The sequence below is a fragment of the Colwellia sp. 6_MG-2023 genome, assembly GCF_030547765.1.
Taxonomy (GTDB): domain Bacteria; phylum Pseudomonadota; class Gammaproteobacteria; order Enterobacterales; family Alteromonadaceae; genus Colwellia.
This window is the reverse complement of record NZ_JAUOPP010000004.1, coordinates 25354-44821: the sequence shown is the minus strand read 5'-3', so window position 1 is coordinate 44821 and position 19468 is coordinate 25354. Positions and strand designations below refer to the sequence as shown.

Here is a 19468-nt window from a genome sequence, read left to right as displayed (position 1 = left end):
GGAGATATTATGAAAAAAACATGGCAGTATTTAGGGCATCATATTTTATTAAACATTTTTTTTATCACTTTTATTTTATTTAGTGCTATTGCCTCAGCAAGCAAAAGTAGCAACCAATTAAAAGCCCATAAAATACAAGACGAGATAGTGATTGATGGTATTGCTAGTGAAAAAAGTTGGGACTTATCATCATGGCAGCCTTTAGATAACCTCATTATGGGTACCCAACCAACAGAAGAAGATTTTAGTGGTCAATTTAAGGTGATGTGGAATGAAGACCACCTATTCTTACTGGTTGAAATTACCGATGATATTCTATTTGATCAACATGCTGATCCACTTTATCGATATTGGGACGATGACTGTTTAGAAATTTTCATTGATGAAGATGCTTCAGGTGGGGATCACCAATTTACTTTTAATGCTTTTGCATATCATATTGCCTTAGATAATCAGGTGGTAGATATCGGTCCAAAAAACAAAGATGGATCAACTAATTTTGTTTTGTTAAACGAGCATATTGACAGTGTATGGCGAAGAAGTACAAGTAAGCCAAATAAAATTATTTGGGAAGTGGCGCTAAGTGTTTTTGATGATAGTTTTACATTACTTCCTGACAATAAAAAAGATCGGCATCAAGCGGTAAAACTGACAAGAGGGAAAAAAATGGGTTTTATGTTGGCATATTGCGATAACGATGGTTCAAAGGAGCGGGAGAGTTTTATCGGTTCAACAGACATTGAAGCAGTCAACGGTAGTAAAAATTTAGGTTATATAACTGCAGATGTCTTTCAGCAATTATTGCTAATTCAATAATTAGGTAATGTTTGCTATGACTGGCATTTATTTACACAACTTAGACCGCATTATTCAGTTTTTCTTCTATCGAGAGATAAAGAGTAAAAGGTTACTTAATGGAGGCTATCTTTATGCGTAGTATGTTAAAAAAAATTATTCACAGTTCTGCTTTATTGATACTTAGTATCAGTCTTAGTGCATGTGAAACAAGTAAAAATCAAAAAGTAACTCAGAAAAAAAATACTCATGCGAGTAAGCGCCTTGCGACAGTTGAGCAAGATGTTGAACTAATGTTAGCGAAAATGACATTAGCTGAAAAAGTATCTTTGGCTCATGCAAGTGGTAAGTTTCATGTTAATGCTATTGAGCGTGTCGGTATTCCAGAAATGTGGTTATCTGATGGCCCTCATGGCGTTCGCCATCAAATAGCACGTCATACCTGGGATTCCGCTGGTTGGACTGATGATCATTCAACTTATTTACCACACTTAACATCTGTTGCTGCCAGTTGGGATGTGGAAATGGCAAGGTTACATGGCCAAGTTTTAGGTGCAGAAGCGCGCGATAGAGAAAAAGATTTTATTTTAGGTCCAGGGGTTAACTTAGCCCGTTTACCTTTATATGGTCGTAATTTTGAATATATGGGCGAAGATCCTATCTTAGCGGCGAAGTTGGTTGTGCCACAAATAAAGGCTATTCAAGCCAATGATGTTGCTGCCACAGTGAAGCATTATGCGTTAAATACCCAAGAACTAAATCGTACGGGAGTTAATGCTAAACCAGATGAACGCACGCTAAGAGAAGTGTATTTACCTGCATTTGAAGCCGCTGTGAAAGAAGGTGGCGTACTAGGCATGATGGGAGCATACAACGAATATTATGGTACTAATGCCAACCAAAGTAAGCACTTAGTTATGGATATCCTAAAAGGTGAGTGGGGTTATCAAGGAGTATTATTAACCGATTGGCACGTCGATATTAATACTTATGATGCTGCAGTAAATGGCTTAGATTTAGAGATGGGCACTAAAGTTGATGATTATCAAGACTATTTTCTTGCTAAACCATTCTTAGCAATGCTCGAATCAGGAAAAATTCCAGAATCAATTGCTGATGATAAAGCGAGGAGAATTTTACGGGTGCAACATGCTATTGGTATGTATGATGAAAATCGTTTACCCGGCTCAAGAAACACCAAAGCGCACCAAGCGGCTGCACGAAAAATAGCGGCTGAAGGTGTGGTTTTATTAAAAAATGAAACGATTGAGTCAATGCCTGTATTACCATTAGATAAAAAGCAGATAAAAAACATTCTTGTTTTAGGGCCTAATGCGGATAAAAAACACGGGACCGGTGGTGGCTCTTCAGAAGTTAAATCTTTATATGAGATAACGCCGTTAGCTGGGTTAAAAGCTGCGTTTGGCGAAGATGTAAATATTACCGTAATGCGAGCACGTAGTAGTGAGTTAACCGCTATCGCCAGTGATTATGTCGAAAGCCGGCATTGGACTGGTACCCCAGCATGGAACGTGTCTTATTATGAAGATTTAGCAAGAGTAAACTTAATTGAGGAGTCTTGGATTGTTGATTCAACCTTTAAAGCTAAAGTACCTGATAAAGTTCAGCACATTACAATGTCAGCTAAAATTAAGCCATTAAAAACAGGTATTCATCAGCTTAATGTGGAAACTATTGGGGATTTTAGTTTAAAAATTAATGATGACGTTGTTCTAAAGCATAAGATTAACGACAATAAATTAGTCGGTGATCAAGCTATTACTACATTAACAAAAGCCATTGATTTAAAAGAAAATGAAACTTACTCTTTTGAAATTCAATATGATGGCACTGATGAGTTTACTTTAGGTTGGAATGCTCCAGGGGAGTTGTTTAGCAGTGAAGCTGAATATATAGCAGCCGCTAAAAAAGCCGATGCCGTGATCTATTTTGGTGGTTTGAGCCATGGTGACGATAGAGAATCAATCGATCGTCCTGATATGAAACTGCCAAACTCGCAAGATGAAATTATTAGTAAGCTTATTGCAGCAAATGAAAAAACAGTCGTTTTTCTTGTTGCAGGCTCTGCGGTTGAAATGCCTTGGGTTAATGAAGCTAAAGCGATTGTTTGGGGATGGTATGGCGGTATGGAAGCTGGTCATGCTTTTGCAGATATTCTGACCGGTGATGTTAACCCCAGTGGTAAAATGCCGATTACTTTACCTGCTCATCTTGAAGATACCGCGCCAATTGCCTTAAATGATTATAATGCAGTTGAAAGCTTATACACAGAAGGTGTGTTTATTGGCTACCGTTGGTTTGAGCAACAAAAAATCAAACCGACTTTTGTTTTTGGCCATGGGCTTTCATACACCCAATTTGCGTTAACTGATATTGAATTATCAGCTGAAAATATTTCTGGCGATGAAACAGTGACCGTAACCGCACAAGTTAAAAATACGGGTAAAGTTGCCGGTGCTGAAGTCGTGCAGTTATATCTACACGACAAAGAAGCAAGTGTTGCCAGACCTGAAAAAGAACTAAAAGGCTTCGCTAAGGTATATTTAGAGCCAAATGAAAGTAAAGAAATCAGCATTACACTTAACAAACGTGATTTATCTTTCTGGGATATTAAAACTAATGATTGGCTAGCAGAAACAGGTGACTTTGAAGTACAACTAGGTACGTCTTTAGATAACATTATTCTTAAACAAGGTTTTAGTTATCAGCAATAAGCAGGTATAACTTAACGGCACACAAGCCATTTGTCAGGACAGGTTGAAATACTTTACTGGCAAATGGTGTTATTAGTACTAACACTCACTCAATCTAGCTAAACATAGACCGCTATATATATTCCTCTTAAAGTATCACCATAAATCCAATCGTTTCCTCGTTCTATGGCATTCGCAATTCCAATTGTTCTGTTACCCGTTGGCTCCTCGTATTTAATAGCATCAATGTTCTCTAGAATAATATCTGAAAATGCTTGGCTGTGCAGATTTATATCAATCTCACTAACTATGTGTTCATTTTTACTTGCTAAAATCACCAACGACATCGTTATTTATTTAATAATTAGAACAACTAGTTATTGAAATAAATGCCTTGTATTTGGCAATTTTTTCTACGTATAAATTTGTTCACTTAATTAATGAAACTGGTATTAGAGGTTATTTTATCGTGTATTAACAACAAACTAATTATTAATACTAAAGTATGAAATTTAACTTATTTTAATTGTCGTTCTATATAATCCTAGAAAAATAGTGGTTGTAAGTAGGGGAATAGAATAAGGAAATTAACAGAAATATTTATGTTAATAGCTTTAGCATTCCCAATAAACTTAAGAATACAAACACCAATTTTTAATAACCTAAAAAATTAATATTAGATTTACAAGAAAAGTTAAATTAAATAATTTTTTTAACTTTTATACAAAATAACTGAAGGGTTCAAAAGTAACTAAAATGAAAAACAAATTTTTAAAAGTAACTATCGCATTAACCATATGTAGCATAATGAATATAGCGAGTGCAGGTATCATTCATTGGGCAGATTGGGAGTCAGAAACAGTAACCGAAAATGCAACTACAGTTTCGGGTAAATTCGTAACCAATACATCAACTGTTGATATTGAATACAAGAATACTCAAGGTATTCATTTTTTACAAACAGGAACAGGAATAGATTATTTTTCAAACTCTGACTACTCTCAGTCCTCAACGACTCTTCTGAACCCTAATTTATCTCCCTATACGAGTAGTGTTGTTGATAATATTCCAACCGCAGCAGAAATGATTGCGTTGAAAAATAAGGGAAGTCAAACGCTTTCATTTTCAGAATCAGTAGCGAATATTGTCTTTTCTTATGTAAGTTTAAATGATAATGGATATTCTTTTGATCAAGATTTTGACATTTTATCTGTTGGCTCGGTTGAGGGTAACGAGGACGGGTATTTTGGAGCAGGAACGTCTACTAAAGAGATCATCGACCATGGCAATGGTAATATTGAGTATAGATTAGTAGGTGCAGGGGAAGCTCATGGCACGATTCAGTTCAAAGGCTCCTTTGATCAACTAACATGGAATAGTCTGAATAATGAAACCTGGAATGGTTTTACTGTTGGAATTGAAGGTACTACTACTGAGGTGCCAGAGCCAACGACACTTGCGATTTTTTCATTAGCAATGTTTGGTTTAATAACTCGTCGATTCAATCAAAAAAATTAATTTTATAAAATTATTTAAAGTAGAAAACGCCTCTGATAAGCATTGGTGTTTTTCTAGTTGCTTAAAGTCAATGGCTATATTTAATCGATATTTTGCGATGAGAGGATTAACTGCAGATTTAAATTTCAGACTTAAAAGGATTAAAAGGATTAAAAGGATTAAAATGAATAAATTAAAAAAAACAAACGTTTTAGCAAAATATCTAGGGAGTATTTTTGTTAGCTTTATGGTGCTTTTTGTGACCAATGCTAATGCAGTTCCTGCTCCTAAGTCTGAGCCTACACAGTGTGTGTATCCAGGACCTTTAGGTGCAACTACATTGTATAATAACAGTTATGTTGCACTTAAGTCAGATCCTAAAACGCCTATTGAACAATGTGATTTTGGTTCAAGTTGTCGGCAGGATAAAAGGCTAGACAATGGTAAAGCTCAATGTGTTCGTTCAATGACTAATGAAAAAAGCCCTTATTACAACTATGGCTGTGGTATCTACACTGAGCACATACTTTTTCCAACAAAACTTGAAGTAGATTGTCGTTGTCGTGTAACAGGAACGGGCCATAAGTACTTAGATCCTAATGATAAAAATGTTGATCCAATGGAAGGGATCATCAATTGTGCCAATCCAACCAATCAAATGAGAAGAAAATGGCCTGTAAAATATGGCAAAGGGCCTAAATTTGATGCTTGGAAACAACAAAAAAGTGCGACCCGATGGACAGGTGGCGTTTTCAATCCAAAAACGAGAGAATTTTTCTCAGTGGTAAGATGGACTGATCCAAACTATCAAGCTGCAGGCACTATTGTTGCTTGGAATATAGATACAAAAAATAGACGAGTAGTCAGTGGCTTGTACCCAGATAAACGTCGTGGTATGAAAGAGTTTGGTTCTGGGTATTTATCAGATGGCGTAAAAAGTCACCAGGCAAAACAACCACTCACCGGGCCTTCCATTATGAAAATGGGAAGTGATGATATGCTTTATCTTTTAGCCGGTGGTACTGGTGAAGGTTCAGATAAACGCCGTGAAATTATTAAAATAAATCCAGACACAGGTGAGCGTTCTCTCGTTTGGAAAGCAAAAAATAAAGACTTTTCACCAAAAGCGGATGAAAAATATGGTCAGTGTTATCGACCAGATGGAAAAAATCCAAAGCAAAACAGCGTTGGTATAATGGCACTAGCTTTTGCTATGGGACCCGATGACGAATTTTACCTTTCTATGCGTGATGTACGCGCAGGTGATGGTATCTTAAAAATCAGCCCTGATGCAAAAACGTGTACACCAGTTTCTGTATGGGGAACTGCAAAGGGACACAATCCGGGTGGAAAACAACAATCAGCACCAGCATACACGCATATTGGTGGAGGTAAGTTTATCCAATTCCCTGTAAAAGGTATGTTGTATCACGAAGACCCAGAATATGGCCCGATGATTTATGGTGTATCAAAAAATGATATTTATTCATTTGCGCTTGAAGATGGATTTAGAGCATTAGAAACTTTTGCCACGGGTACATACACGGGGATGGGGTATACCAGAATGGTTTATATGGAAAAAGATGGTCGTCCTTTTATCATGGCAACAGGTAGTGATGCTGATACTCATGTTGTAGTAGAATTAGGCGTAGGAACACGAGAGCCACTCACCGCTGATACTATAAATAATGATGATCCTCTTTTTAAATCTGCCTATGGTGTGACAAGAAGTGTTAATATGAATGGTGCGCTTGGTAATGTTAATAGCATGAACATGGGGGGCTTAATGATAGATCCTGAAAACCCTGATATCGCCTACGGTGTTTTAATACATGGTGCGTTAGTACAGTTAGAACTTTCAACGTTTAATAGTATGATTTGGTCTTATTAAGCGTTTTTCGCTTTTTATTTAAGTATCAATAAGAATAAAAAATACCAACATGCACTATGTTGGTATTTTTTTAATCGCTATCACTCCATTCGCCCTACATATTAGCTTTATACTGCGTTATTGATTTTGACAAGGGGATAACCATTCTCAAAATCAATGCCTTGCCTAAAGGCGTTTCTAATTCCAGCTGAATCTTGCATCTTCAAACTTATCCTTTAAGATCAATTTATACAAACACCAGCATCATTATTAATTGTTTATCGTAATAGATTAATAATTAGCGTTTTTTACTTGTAAAACAGAGCACATAATTTGTGATGTTGTTATTATAGTAAGTAATATACGCTTGTTAAGGGACCGTTGTGTTAGACAAAACTGCAGAAAACACAGTATTTAGACGATATAATACAGCCGTGGTGGTTGCTTTTATCGTTATCGTTTTTATTGCCTTAACTGCAGCTTCATTACGGTATTATAGTGAGTTATCTGAGCATAAACAGAAGAGCTTAACCCACTTAACCGCTCAAGCAGAGCAACTAAATGGTATGTTAGTGCAAAGTGAACAAGCGGTCGTTGGTATTCAGGAATATGCTCAATATATTCTCAAGCACCCTGACGAACTATATTTTACAACCCCACCATTACGACAAGATGGCGCATTGTTCTTTCTTGATATCGCAGCACGAAGTTCCATAAATGAGGACAAACGTATCAGTGGTAATATCACAGGTTTTGGTGATATAGATACATTTTCACGCTTAAAAAATCAAGAAATTGCTATGGCTAATGCGTTAACGCCTGCTTTTGTTACCGCACAAAAAATTATCGAAGAAGCTAATTGGTTTTATTATATTTCAGTTGATCAGTTCGTTAATATTTATCCTTGGATTGGTCGCGATAGCTGGCGGTTCAGTGACCGAATGCTCACCAATGCCCACGCTAAAAAAATACAAGCATTAGGTTTAGATAATAATAAAGTTATTTGGTCTTTGCCTTATATTGATGCTGCGGGTACAGGGATGAACTTCTCTTTAGGTCTTGGCGTTTATCGACATACAGAGATGGTAGGAGCGGTCGTTATTGATATTAGTTTAACGCGCTTGCAGCAAAGTTTATTGGCGCTAACATCTGATGATCAGGCGCTAGTACTGCTTAATCAGCAGAATGATATTTTAATTTTTAAACAACAAGGTAAAAAGTCATTAAATTATAGAGCCTCATGGCAAAAACTATTACCTAACGATTTACATCACTTACAAGCAGAGCATTTAGCGCAACTACCAGATTCAATACAAATTGGTGATTGGTTTGTTGAAACGCAATCTTTACCTATTAACGGATGGACGCTATTAAAGTATCAGCCCTACTCAAGCTTTATTTCACCTTTAAGAAATCATTTTATTTTTATGTTTACTATCTTATTGATTGGGCTTTTTGCTTTTTTGATGTTGGTGAATGCCATGACAAGACGAAGTTTCATTAAACCAACACATGACTTTATTAGTCATATTGAATTTTGCTCTCAAGGTGACCCAGGAAAAGTAAAAGCAAATGCTGACTGGTTACATTGGTTTATTTTAGTTGAAGATATATTTACACAAAATCGCAGCTTGTTACTGCAATTAAAAGAGCAAAATGAGGTGCTGGACAGCAGAGTACACGAAAAAACTAAAGCATTACTAGAAACAAGCACTCAACATCAACGTGACTATGTTTTATTACGTTCAGTTATGAATGCTATTCCTGAGCTAATTATTTTTAATGATCCTAATGGTAAATTAATGGGTTGTAATCACTCATTTGAACAGTTAACTGGTCGATTAGAAAGTTCAATGCTTGGAATAGAAGCTAGCCAGTTCATACCAAAACTATTGGCACATCAACTTGATAAATTGAATGCCACATTTGATGGTGAATATCCTCAACAGTCATTGTTAGAAGCTGGAGATGAGATTTATCAAGGTTTTTGTAATCAGTTTACCAATGATGAAGGGAAAATACTGGGTACCATTACTATTTTACAAAATGTTACGGAACAACAAGCAACGCAATCAGCGTTAGAAAGTGCTAAAGACCAAGCCGAGTATGCTAACAAAGTTAAAATTCAGTTTTTAGCTAATATGAGCCATGAAATTAGAACGCCAATTAATGCCATACAAGGGATGATTAATTTGTTAACGGGGACTCAGCTCGATGCGCGACAAGAACATTATTTAACCAATGCTCAAACAGCAGCCTTTTCACTGCTACACCTTATTGATGAATTACTTGATTTATCTAAAATTGAAGCAGGTAAAATGGTTATTGTTAAGGAGGTTATCGATTTACCGTCAGTAATAGATACGGCACTTAAATTAAATGCTGCGACTATTCATACTAAAAAACTCAACATGCGAGTAGAGCTAGATGCCAATGTTCCTCGTTTTGTGATGAGTGATGCCATGCGTTTAGTTCAGGTATTATCAAACTTATTGAATAATGCAACTAAATTTACTGAACAAGGCAATATTGACTTGTTCATTGATTCTATTGGCTTAAGTGAAACGAATGTTTTACTTCGGTTTCGAGTTAAAGACACTGGTATAGGGATTTCGAAGGAGAACCAAGCGCATTTATTTGAAGTATTTTCTCAAGCTGATATTTCTATGACTAGAAAATATGGTGGCTCAGGTTTAGGTTTATCTATTTGTCAGCAAATAGTTAAGTTACTCGGAGGAGAGATAACCGTAAAAAGCGATTTAGGTGAGGGGTGTGAGTTTAGTTTTATTTTGCCTTTTTCTATTCCTAATGAAGAAACCATGATGAATTCCGACTTCTCTAGTGCAGTAAGTAATGAAACATCAAGGCTCCATATCTGTAGCATTAATCATGAGCTGTCAACAAGTTGTATTCAAACTATTAAGGCGCAGTCTTGGTACTATTATCAATTTAATAATTTAATTGAATTAAACGATGTATTACAGCAAAAAAAATCACCAACTGATCAGGTTATTTTATTAATAGATGAGCAAACCTTTATAGAGCATGATGTTAATGACAAAGCGGTGAATCTGATTGATTTAGTGGGGTTATGTCAGCCAGGTATGAGTGAATTAAAGCCCAACACATGTCAGCAACTTGATAGCTTAAAAATCCCTTATACTTTACTTGATACCCCTTTATATCGTTATTCGTTAGACAAAATAGTGAAAGTGTTGTTATCAAATAAGTTCACAGAAAAAAATAATCAGGAGTTAACGAATAATACGGCTTCTGTACCTAAGACACAGTTACTAAGCAAAGAAAGCCAGAACGACAAGGCTGACTTATCTAATGTAAAAGTACTGCTAGTTGAAGACAATCTTATTAATCAGCTAGTTGCTAAAGAACTACTCAAAAGCATGCAAGCAAAGGTTATTATTGCAGATAATGGTCAAAAGGCTTTAGATTTACTTGAAGTACAGACATTTGATGTTGTATTAATGGACATTCAAATGCCTGTGATGGATGGGTTAACGGCAACAAAAGAAATTAGAAAGTTAGATAAATATGAACATTTACCTATTATAGCGATGACTGCGCATGCACGTGAAGAAGACAAGCTAAGCAGTTTAGATGCCGGGATGAATCAACACATTGCTAAACCAGTTACTGCGACATTGTTGTTGACGAGTATACTCGAGGCGATAGAATCAAACGAACATAAATAGCAGTAAACTAACTAAGCTTTTTACTAAAAAGACATTCTAGTTTATTAATGGTTTCTTGAATGTTGTTTACATCAGTTGGTGCAATAAATATAGTATCGTCACCTGCAATTGTACCTAAGACACCATCACTTTTACTTAAGCTATCAAGTAAACGAGCGATTAATTGTGCTGCACCAGGACTCGTTTGTATAATGATCATAATGCCATTATGCTCAATTTCTAATACTAATTGTTTCAACGGGCTTTGTGCGGTGGGAACACCTAACTCTGCTGGTAAGCAATAAACCATTTCTTGGCGAGCATTACGGGTGCGAACTGCACCAAATTTACTTAACATCCGTGATATTTTTGATTGGCTGATATTATTAAAGCCCTGCGTTTTTAACGCATCAACTATTTCACCTTGAGAGCCAAATTGCTCTTGCTTTAATAAATCTTTAAATGCTTGCACTAATGCTTCTTGTTTTTGTTGACCATTCATTATTTGATATGAAAACCTTATAAAAGATAATTAATCTATTTGCTATAATACTAAAGTTGTGTTTTTGAAAAAGAGCATTATACGCTATCATATAGATAAATATACGGTATAAATGAATATTAATTGTTTTTTTGCTGCCTATGCTATATCTTTTGCGCAGCAAATTTTTACGTATTTACTCAAATTTTTTTGTTAAAATGAAATTAAGGTCAGCGGGCCTTAATTTAACCCTATTAAATCTCGGAGAGAACACATGAAAGTAGCAGTTTTAGGCGCAGCAGGCGGTATTGGCCAAGCATTATCTTTATTATTAAAAACTCAATTACCGGCAGGTTCAGAGTTATCACTTTATGATGTTGCCCCTGTTGTTCCAGGTGTGGCGGTAGATTTATCTCATATCCCTACAGCTGTTAAAGTTGAAGGTTTTGGTGCTGATGATTTAGCTGGTGCACTTTCAGGTGCTGATATTGTAATTATTCCAGCAGGTATGCCTCGTAAGCCAGGTATGGACCGTGCTGATTTATTTGCAGTAAATGCAGGTATTATCAAAACATTGGCAGAAGGCATTGTTGCTAATTGTCCAAAAGCGTTAGTGGGTATTATTACTAACCCAGTTAACGGTACTGTGCCAATTGTTGCTGAAGTATTCAAAAAAGCGGGTACTTATGACAAGAACCGTGTATTTGGTGTAACAACATTAGATGTTATTCGTAGTGAAGCATTTGTTGCTGAGCTTAAAGGCTTAGACGTAGCAACAGTTAAAGTTCCAGTAATTGGTGGTCACTCAGGTACAACTATCTTACCACTTCTTTCACAAGTTGAAGGTGTTACTTTCTCTGATGAAGAAGTAGCTGCATTAACTCCACGCATTCAAAATGCAGGTACAGAAGTTGTAAATGCTAAAGCGGGTGGCGGTTCTGCGACACTTTCAATGGGCGCAGCAGCCGCTCGTTTTTGTTTATCTTTAGTTAAAGGTTTACAAGGCGAAGATGTTGTAGATTACGCTTATGTTGACGTTGATGGTGGCGATGCTCCATATTTCGCTCACCCAGTACGCTTAGGTGTAAACGGTGTTGCTGAAATATTACCTTACGGTGAGTTAAGTGCGTTTGAAGAGAAAGCTAAGAATGACATGCTTGAAACATTAAAAGCTGATATTAAAGAAGGCGTTGACTTCATGGCATAAAGCCAAGTTAACGGTAAATAAAAAGGGGTTTTAATCGTATGATTAAAACCCCTTTTTTATTTAATTCTTTTTTATCTACCCCAAGGGTTCCCTGGAGTAGCTGCAGCAGCTCTAGCTCGTGTTTTCTCAGCTCGTTTCTGACGTAGACGTTCAGCATCTTCAAAACTTAACTCTGCAGGCTCTCCTGGCTTTTGATCTGCAGGCACTATACGATCACGAGGAGGTAATTCAAATTGAGTGTCATCTGCACGCGGTAAATTTTTATACTGATATAAGTAAAAAGCTTCAACTTTATCTTTTGCCCATTCAGTTTTTTTCAAAAACTTTAAACTTGATTGAATACTAGGCTTATTTTTAAAACAATTTAAATTTAAGTAAGCATCCATAATGTCAAAGCCATAATGATCAACTAACTCTGTGATTACTTGTTCTAAACCAACCCCGTGTAAAGGATTATTTTCGTATATATTATCTGAACTCATAATGTTTTCTCGTAAGCAGTATAATTTGAATAATTGTCGTATTAACTAAAGGATTACATATAGTTAATCATCAATAATTTAACTTTGTATTAATGAATTAGGCACTTCTGTTTGCTGCGATATGTGCTAATGCCGTTAATGCTTTCTTATAATCAGATTCGGGTAATATCGATAAGGCATTAATCGCTTTGTCTGCTTCTATTTCGGCTTTTTTCTGGGTATATTTTAAGGCGCCTGTTTGCTGCATAGCGTCAAGGATTTCGTCTAAATGCTCCATCCCATTGCCATGTTGAATTGCATCTCTCACTAACTGTTTTTGTAGCTCTGAGCCATGCGCCATAGTATAAAGTAAAGGCAATGTTGGTTTGCCTTCAGAAAGATCATCGCCAACATTTTTTCCCATTTCTTGGGCGTCTGCGGTGTAATCCATTATGTCATCTACTAGTTGGAATGCCGTACCTAAATATTTTCCATAATCAGCCATCGCCTGTTCAACTTTGCTATCTTGCTTAGTAATAACTGCAGCTAAGCGTGTAGCTGCTTCAAACAGCTTAGCCGTTTTACAGTAAATAACTTGCATGTAACTTTCTTCGGTAGTATCAGGATCATTACAATTCATTAATTGTAATACTTCACCTTCGGCAACAATATTGGTTGCATCAGATAAAATATCCATGATGTGCATATCACCCAATTTAGTCATCATTTGAAAAGAACGTGTATAAAGAAAATCACCAACTAAAACACTAGCACTATTGCCGAATAAAGCATTGGCTGTTTCACGACCTCGACGCATATTTGACTCATCAACGACATCATCATGTAATAAAGTTGCCGTATGAATGAATTCAATAATTGCCGCAATAGTACAATGTCGATCATCTAATGCTATTGACTGATCATGGTTTAATGCTTGTGCTGTTAACACTGTCAGCATTGGGCGCATTCGCTTACCGCCCGCATTAACAATATAAATACCTAATTGATTTATTAAAGCAACGTCTGAATGTAATTGCCCATGAATAAGTTCATTAACTTTGTTCATGTCATGTTGAGAGAGTGCTTGAATTGCTTTTATGTCCACAGTACTTTATTTCCGCTTCGGCTAGTAGTTTAAAATATAAGGCTAATCTGTCAAATTCTACACTAAATTGCCCGACAATAAAGCGACAAACGTGCTTTCTGAGTACTTTGTTCTTAAATTAATATTTTATTGTAGTTATTTGCTTAAATAGAAGAAAAACTTTAGAAATGATCGTTTTTCTTCTTGCTCTGTTAGCTTTCTTCGCGTAGAATTCGCGCCCTATATTTTTAAATTTAGCGTCATTTAACTTAACTAAGAGATGACGCAGTACGGAGTAGCTATGTACGCGGTATTCCAAAGCGGTGGTAAACAGCATCGTGTAACCGAAGGACAAACAGTTCGTCTAGAAAAGCTTGAGCTTGAAGTAGGCGCAGCAGTAGAATTTGATAACGTTCTAATGATCGCCGATGGCGAAAAAATCAACGTAGGCGCACCTTATGTTGCCGGTGGTAAAGTAGTGGCTGAGGTTGTTAACCAAGGTCGTGCTGATAAAATTACTATTGTAAAATTCAAACGTCGTAAGCATTCACGTAAACAAGCGGGCCATCGTCAATGGTTCACTGAAGTGAAAATTACTGGTATTAATGGCTAATTAGGAGCATTTTGACATGGCACATAAGAAAGCGGCAGGTAGTACACGAAATGGTCGTGATTCAGAAGCTAAACGTTTAGGTGTTAAACGTTTTGGTGGTGAATCAGTGTTAGCTGGTAACATCATAGTTCGTCAACGTGGAACTCGTTTCCATGCTGGTGATAATATGGGTATCGGTAAAGATCACACTTTATTCGCATTATCTGACGGTAAAGTTCAGTTTGATGTAAAAGGTCCAAAAAATCGTAAGTTTGTTAGCATTATTGCTGACTAATCTTAGATTCGATTTTCTAAAAACCTCGCATCATGCGAGGTTTTTTTTTGGCTATTATTTAACTTGTGTATACGATGATTCTTTCTCAAGTAAAAATCGTTTATACTAGTAACATAAAAACCACAAGATATTAGGGTTGTTTAAACACCATGAAATTTGTTGATGAAGTTGAAATCAGAGTTGAAGCTGGCGACGGCGGCAATGGCTGCGTCAGTTTTCGTAAAGAAAAATATATTGAATATGGCGGCCCTAATGGTGGCGATGGCGGTGATGGCGGTGATGTTTACCTCATTGCTGATGAAAGCTTAAATACGCTTATTGACTACCGTTTTGAACGTTTTCACCGTGCTAAGCGCGGACAAAATGGGCAAAGCCGTGACTGTACAGGTAAAAGTAGCGAAGAATTAGTGTTAAAAGTACCAGTAGGAACACGTGTCACAGATATTGATACGGGTGAAATTCTTGGTGATTTAACACATAAAGATCAAAAGCTTTTAGTTGCTAAAGGTGGCTGGCATGGTTTAGGTAATACACGTTTTAAAAGTAGTACTAACCGAGCACCACGTCAAAGAACCGATGGTACACCAGGTGAAATTCGCAGCTTAAAACTTGAATTATTACTATTAGCTGATGTTGGGCTATTAGGTTTACCTAATGCCGGTAAATCTACGCTTATTCGTAGTGTATCTGCAGCAACTCCTAAAGTAGCTGATTACCCGTTCACAACGTTAGTACCTAATTTAGGTGTAGTACGTCTTGATACACAGCGAAGTTTTGTTATTGCTGATATTCCAGGTATCATTGAAGGTGCGGCTGATGGTGCAGGTTTAGGAACTCAATTCTTAAAACATCTTGAACGTTGTCGTATATTATTGCATATCATTGATATTATGCCTGCAGATGGCTCAGACCCATTAGAGAACGCTAAAGTTATTATTAGTGAATTAGAGCAGCATAACGAAAAACTAGCAGGTAAGCCTCGTTGGGTTGTTTTTAATAAACTTGATTTAATGCTTGAAGACGAGGCTAAAGAATTAACTGATTCTATTTTAGCTGGTCTTGATTGGAAGGGCGAAGTACACAGTATTTCAGCTTTTAATAAAATGGGTACAGAAGAATTAGCCCAAAAAGTAATGACCTTTATTGAAGAATTACCACCAGAAGAAGAAGAAGTTGTTGATGGTAAAAATGTTGAATTCAAGTGGGATACATACCATGAAGGTGCAATGGCTGATGATGGTTTAGATGACGATCTTGATGACGATGATTGGAATGAAGACGATTACGATGTAGAAGTAGAGTATCGTCCTTAAAGTATTTTATAGCGATTAAATAAGACTCGTTCTACAATGAACAATAAAAAGAGTAATGACAGCATGTTATTACTCTTTTTTTATATCTATAATAAACGGCTAGATAGTGAAAGAGCAGTTGTTTTTTACTGTCGTATAGCCAATAATCTCGCCTTATATAATAAGGCGAGAAATTTAAGAAAAGTATGAGTAAATATTCGATTCCACAATTTATTGGTGTGATTGTTAGCTTTTTGATTATTTGGTTAATCAATGATGTTATTTTAGTCGATGGTTGTACTGAGCAAGGAGGAGTATTTAGCTATAAAACAGGAAAATGTTTACTGGCTAATAACGAAGTATACACAGCCGATTTCACAAACTATTTAATGGCTTTATATTTCTTTATCGGAATAGTTGTTGCTGTTACAACCTCCAGACTGATTAAGAAAATATTTAAAATAACACCTTAAATTTATCCCTTCGCTTAAGTGTATTTTTAGCAATAGTGTTAGATAACGTCTTACTTTTCTTATGCAAGTTGACTCACAAAAGCCAACAGCAGAGGGGAAGCAGTTCAAATACTGTTATTGTTTAGCCCTTACTTGATGTCTTAACTAAGACTTATTATCAGCATACTTCGATAAAGTTGTTACTTTGAAGTATGATAGCTGAAATAAAATTATCAAAGTCACTTATGTCCATAGAAGTTAAAAATTTAACCGAGCCAAAGCCTGAAATTAGCTGTTCAAACTGTCAAGCTTGCTGCTGTCGTTTAGAAGTTATGGTTCTTACGGATACCGGTGTGCCTGATAGACATATCGCGGTAGATGATTGGGGTAGTGAAACTATGTTGCGCTTAGAGGATGGTTGGTGCTCAGCTTTAGATAGAGATACCTTGCGATGTACTATCTATGAAAACCGGCCGTTAATTTGCCGAGAGTTTGAAATGGCATCATATGAATGCCTTACTGAAAGGAAACAGATAGTAATACTCTAAAATTAACGTTAATAATTCAATCTGGTCTTTGAGTTAGCAGTGGCCTCTTTACTCTCCTTAAACGAATAGAAATCAGGACTATTTTTTTAGGGTAAATCTAGCGATAATGTATTATTAAATAATAACATTATTTCGGATTTCTATGACCATCCTTTCTATGATAGTAGCAACAGCTAATAACAATATTATCGGCAAAGATAATGATATGCCTTGGCATTTACCTGCAGATTTAGCCTATTTTAAAAAAGTTACGGTAGGTAAGCCTATTATTATGGGCAGAAAAACCTATGAATCTATTGGTAGGGCATTACCTGGCCGTAGAAATATTGTAATTTCACGTGATGCAAACTATCTTCCGCAAGGAAAAGGCTCAGAAGGTGTTGATGTAGCTACTTCAGTTGAGCAAGCATTAGCGTTAGTTAATGGAGGCGATGAGGCTATAGCTGAAGTCATGGTTATTGGTGGAGGTGCTATTTATAAACACTGCTTACCGAATGCCGATCGTTTATATGTTACTCATATAAAAGCTGATATTGACGGTGATACCCAATTTCCAAATTATGATGGCGATGGCTGGAAGAAAGTAAGTAGTGAATTGCGCAAAAGTGATGAGAAAAATAATTATGACTTAGAGTTCTGTATTTATGAGCGCTAATTTCTCACTAGGCAGTCGCAACTCTATCGCATTATTACTTTTAATTCTAGGCATAGGCTCAGCGTTATATGTTAATTACTATGTTGAAGCTACTACAGTAGGTACAGCTTATCATTATGGTCTTTGGTCACTATTACCCGCTTTTATTACTATTTTATTATCTTGGTTAACTCGAGAGCCACTAACTGCATTATTCAGTGGCATTGTTATTGGCGCATTTATGATGGGGCAATATGATCTCACTGATCAAATATTGATCCCGTCTCTTGCGCAAGTAGGTACCGCTGGGATTCTGTTACTCTATTTGTGGTTATTAGGTGGTTTACTCGGTATTTGGTCAAAAACCGGTGCAGCACAAGCTTTTGCTGATTATATGATTAAGCACTTTGTTCGCGGGCAAAAATCAGCAAAATTAGTCGCTTGGTTTTTAGGTGTTTTATTTTTTCAAGGCGGCACTATGAGTACCGTACTGGTAGGTACTACTGTGCGTCCGCTGGCTGATAAAGCAAAAATTAGTCATGAGGAGATGAGTTATATTGTTGATTCAACTGCTTCCCCGATTGCCGTGGTTATTGCTTTTAATGCTTGGCCTGCCTATATTCAAGCGTTAATCTTTGTTCCTGGCGTTGCGTTTTTAGCAACAGAAGCAGATCGTTTAGCGTTTTTCTTCTCAGCCGTACCTTTTAGCTTTTATGGTATTTTGGCGGTAATTGGTACTTTATTGCTTAGTTTAAATATAACAACTTTCTCAGGAAAACGTATTCGTGATGCTCATCATCGAGCAGCAACCACTGGAGAGTTAGACGCACCTGGTGCTAAGCCATTAAGTGCCAAAGAATTGCAAACTTGTGATGTTCCTGATGGCTATAAAGCGCATGTATTCGAGTTTATCTTACCGTTAGTGACCTTAATCGCTATTGCGGTACTAACTTTTATTTTTTCTGGTTCTCCCAAAATCAACTGGGCATTTGGTGCTGCGTTATTATTAAGTGCATTTATTGCGTTAGCGAAAGGGATGTCATTGAGTAATATTATAGATGGTTTTGGTAATGGCTTAAAAGGTGTAGTACTGGCATCTGTTATCTTAATGTTAGCCGTTACCATAGGTGCTATCAGTAAACAAATTGGTGGTGGTTTGTATTTGGTATCACTGCTTTCTGAGCAGTTACCTTATTGGTTGTTACCCATACTATTACAAGTAATTGCAATGGTGATCGCTTTTTCTACAGGAACAAGTTGGGGGACCTTTGCTATTGCTTTTCCATTAGCTATGCCGTTAGCTTGGGCTATTGCCCAAAGTGCCGGTATTGATAACCCAGAGCTATTTATGATGGTGTGTTTTGCAACAGTTTTAAATGGTAGTGTTTATGGTGATCAATGTTCACCTATTTCAGATACAACGATCTTAAGTTCAATGACGACAGGTTGTGACATGATGGATCATGTTAAATCACAAATAGTCCCAGCGACTTTTGCTGCGAGTTTAGCTGCCGTATTATGGACTGGCACAGTTGTATTTTTTGCTTGATAGTGAGCATGTTATTTCACCGGTTACTTAATATCACTTAATAATTGGTTATTCTGTTGGTGTTTTGATACGGAATCCCATGCGTATGGTTGAATAAAACCGAGATCCTGAATCAAGTTCTATCTCTCGACTTGTGATCAAGAGATAGAATCAAGTTCAGGATGACGATTAGGAGCAGAATGACGAGATTATAGTGATTGATAACTTGAATGAAAAAAGCTTGTCAGGCTTCTTATGAAGTCTGACAAGCTTTACTAGAAACTAGAAACTAGAAACTAGAAACTAGAAACTAGAAACTAGAAACTAGA

At 36.6% G+C, this 19468-nt stretch carries 16 protein-coding genes; 13 read left to right on the top strand and 3 right to left on the bottom strand.

Annotated features, from left to right (window positions below):
• Positions 1–9 precede the first annotated feature (9 nt).
• The 5 genes from Q4503_RS03810 (at position 10) to Q4503_RS03790 (ending at position 10586) form a co-directional block, all read left to right on the top strand.
• Positions 10–816, top strand: coding sequence for a CBM9 family sugar-binding protein (locus tag Q4503_RS03810; protein WP_215972296.1), 807 nt, complete (start codon positions 10–12; stop codon positions 814–816).
• Positions 817–929: 113 nt separating this feature from the next.
• Positions 930–3530 (top strand): glycoside hydrolase family 3 C-terminal domain-containing protein, encoded by a 2601-nt coding sequence (locus Q4503_RS03805; RefSeq protein ID WP_303601418.1) that lies wholly within the window; start codon positions 930–932, stop codon positions 3528–3530.
• Positions 3531–4265: 735 nt separating this feature from the next.
• Entirely contained in the window at positions 4266–5027 is a 762-nt protein-coding gene (locus Q4503_RS03800; RefSeq protein ID WP_303601417.1) for a PEP-CTERM sorting domain-containing protein, read from the top strand.
• Positions 5028–5190: 163 nt separating this feature from the next.
• Positions 5191–6897: a hypothetical protein gene (locus Q4503_RS03795; protein WP_303601416.1), complete on the top strand. Its 1707-nt coding sequence runs from the start codon at positions 5191–5193 to the stop codon at positions 6895–6897.
• Positions 6898–7259: 362 nt separating this feature from the next.
• Positions 7260–10586, top strand: coding sequence for an ATP-binding protein (locus tag Q4503_RS03790; protein WP_303601415.1), 3327 nt, complete (start codon positions 7260–7262; stop codon positions 10584–10586).
• Positions 10587–10593: 7 nt separating this feature from the next.
• On the opposite strand, the gene argR is transcribed toward Q4503_RS03790, so the two are convergent.
• The gene (gene argR, locus Q4503_RS03785; RefSeq protein WP_215972197.1) at positions 10594–11067 is read right to left on the bottom strand and encodes a transcriptional regulator ArgR; all 474 of its coding nucleotides are present in this window, start codon (positions 11065–11067) and stop codon (positions 10594–10596) included.
• Positions 11068–11320: 253 nt separating this feature from the next.
• Here argR and mdh point away from each other — a divergent pair, with 253 nt between their 5' ends.
• Positions 11321–12253 carry a malate dehydrogenase gene (gene mdh, locus Q4503_RS03780; protein ID WP_215972196.1) on the top strand — a complete coding sequence of 311 codons (933 nt, stop codon included), beginning with the start codon at positions 11321–11323 and terminating at the stop codon, positions 12251–12253.
• A gap of 71 nt (positions 12254–12324) precedes the next feature.
• Here the strand turns inward: mdh and Q4503_RS03775 are convergent, their stop codons facing one another.
• Positions 12325–12735 carry a VF530 family DNA-binding protein gene (locus Q4503_RS03775; RefSeq protein ID WP_215972195.1) on the bottom strand — a complete coding sequence of 137 codons (411 nt, stop codon included), beginning with the start codon at positions 12733–12735 and terminating at the stop codon, positions 12325–12327.
• 97 nt (positions 12736–12832) lie between these two features.
• A complete protein-coding gene (gene ispB / locus Q4503_RS03770) occupies positions 12833–13819 on the bottom strand; it encodes an octaprenyl diphosphate synthase (RefSeq protein ID WP_303601414.1) in 987 nt (328 codons plus the stop codon).
• A 280-nt stretch (positions 13820–14099) separates the two neighbouring features.
• Here ispB and rplU point away from each other — a divergent pair, with 280 nt between their 5' ends.
• The 7 genes from rplU to Q4503_RS03735 all read left to right on the top strand — a co-directional run bounded on the left by rplU (position 14100) and on the right by Q4503_RS03735 (position 19160).
• Complete coding sequence (gene rplU / locus Q4503_RS03765; RefSeq protein ID WP_159821501.1) at positions 14100–14411, top strand: 50S ribosomal protein L21; 312 nt, start codon at positions 14100–14102, stop codon at positions 14409–14411.
• A 16-nt stretch (positions 14412–14427) separates the two neighbouring features.
• Positions 14428–14685, top strand: coding sequence for a 50S ribosomal protein L27 (gene rpmA, locus Q4503_RS03760; RefSeq protein WP_215972193.1), 258 nt, complete (start codon positions 14428–14430; stop codon positions 14683–14685).
• A 149-nt stretch (positions 14686–14834) separates the two neighbouring features.
• Positions 14835–15998: an Obg family GTPase CgtA gene (gene cgtA / locus Q4503_RS03755; RefSeq protein ID WP_303601413.1), complete on the top strand. Its 1164-nt coding sequence runs from the start codon at positions 14835–14837 to the stop codon at positions 15996–15998.
• 185 nt (positions 15999–16183) lie between these two features.
• Complete coding sequence (locus tag Q4503_RS03750; protein WP_303601412.1) at positions 16184–16450, top strand: hypothetical protein; 267 nt, start codon at positions 16184–16186, stop codon at positions 16448–16450.
• A 224-nt stretch (positions 16451–16674) separates the two neighbouring features.
• Complete coding sequence (locus tag Q4503_RS03745) at positions 16675–16977, top strand: YkgJ family cysteine cluster protein (RefSeq protein ID WP_215972190.1); 303 nt, start codon at positions 16675–16677, stop codon at positions 16975–16977.
• A gap of 142 nt (positions 16978–17119) precedes the next feature.
• Positions 17120–17632 (top strand): type 3 dihydrofolate reductase, encoded by a 513-nt coding sequence (gene folA / locus Q4503_RS03740; protein ID WP_303601411.1) that lies wholly within the window; start codon positions 17120–17122, stop codon positions 17630–17632.
• Positions 17622–19160, top strand: coding sequence for a Na+/H+ antiporter NhaC family protein (locus tag Q4503_RS03735; RefSeq protein ID WP_215972189.1), 1539 nt, complete (start codon positions 17622–17624; stop codon positions 19158–19160). The genes folA and Q4503_RS03735 overlap by 11 nt, the downstream gene beginning before the upstream one ends.
• Positions 19161–19468: the final 308 nt, after the last annotated feature.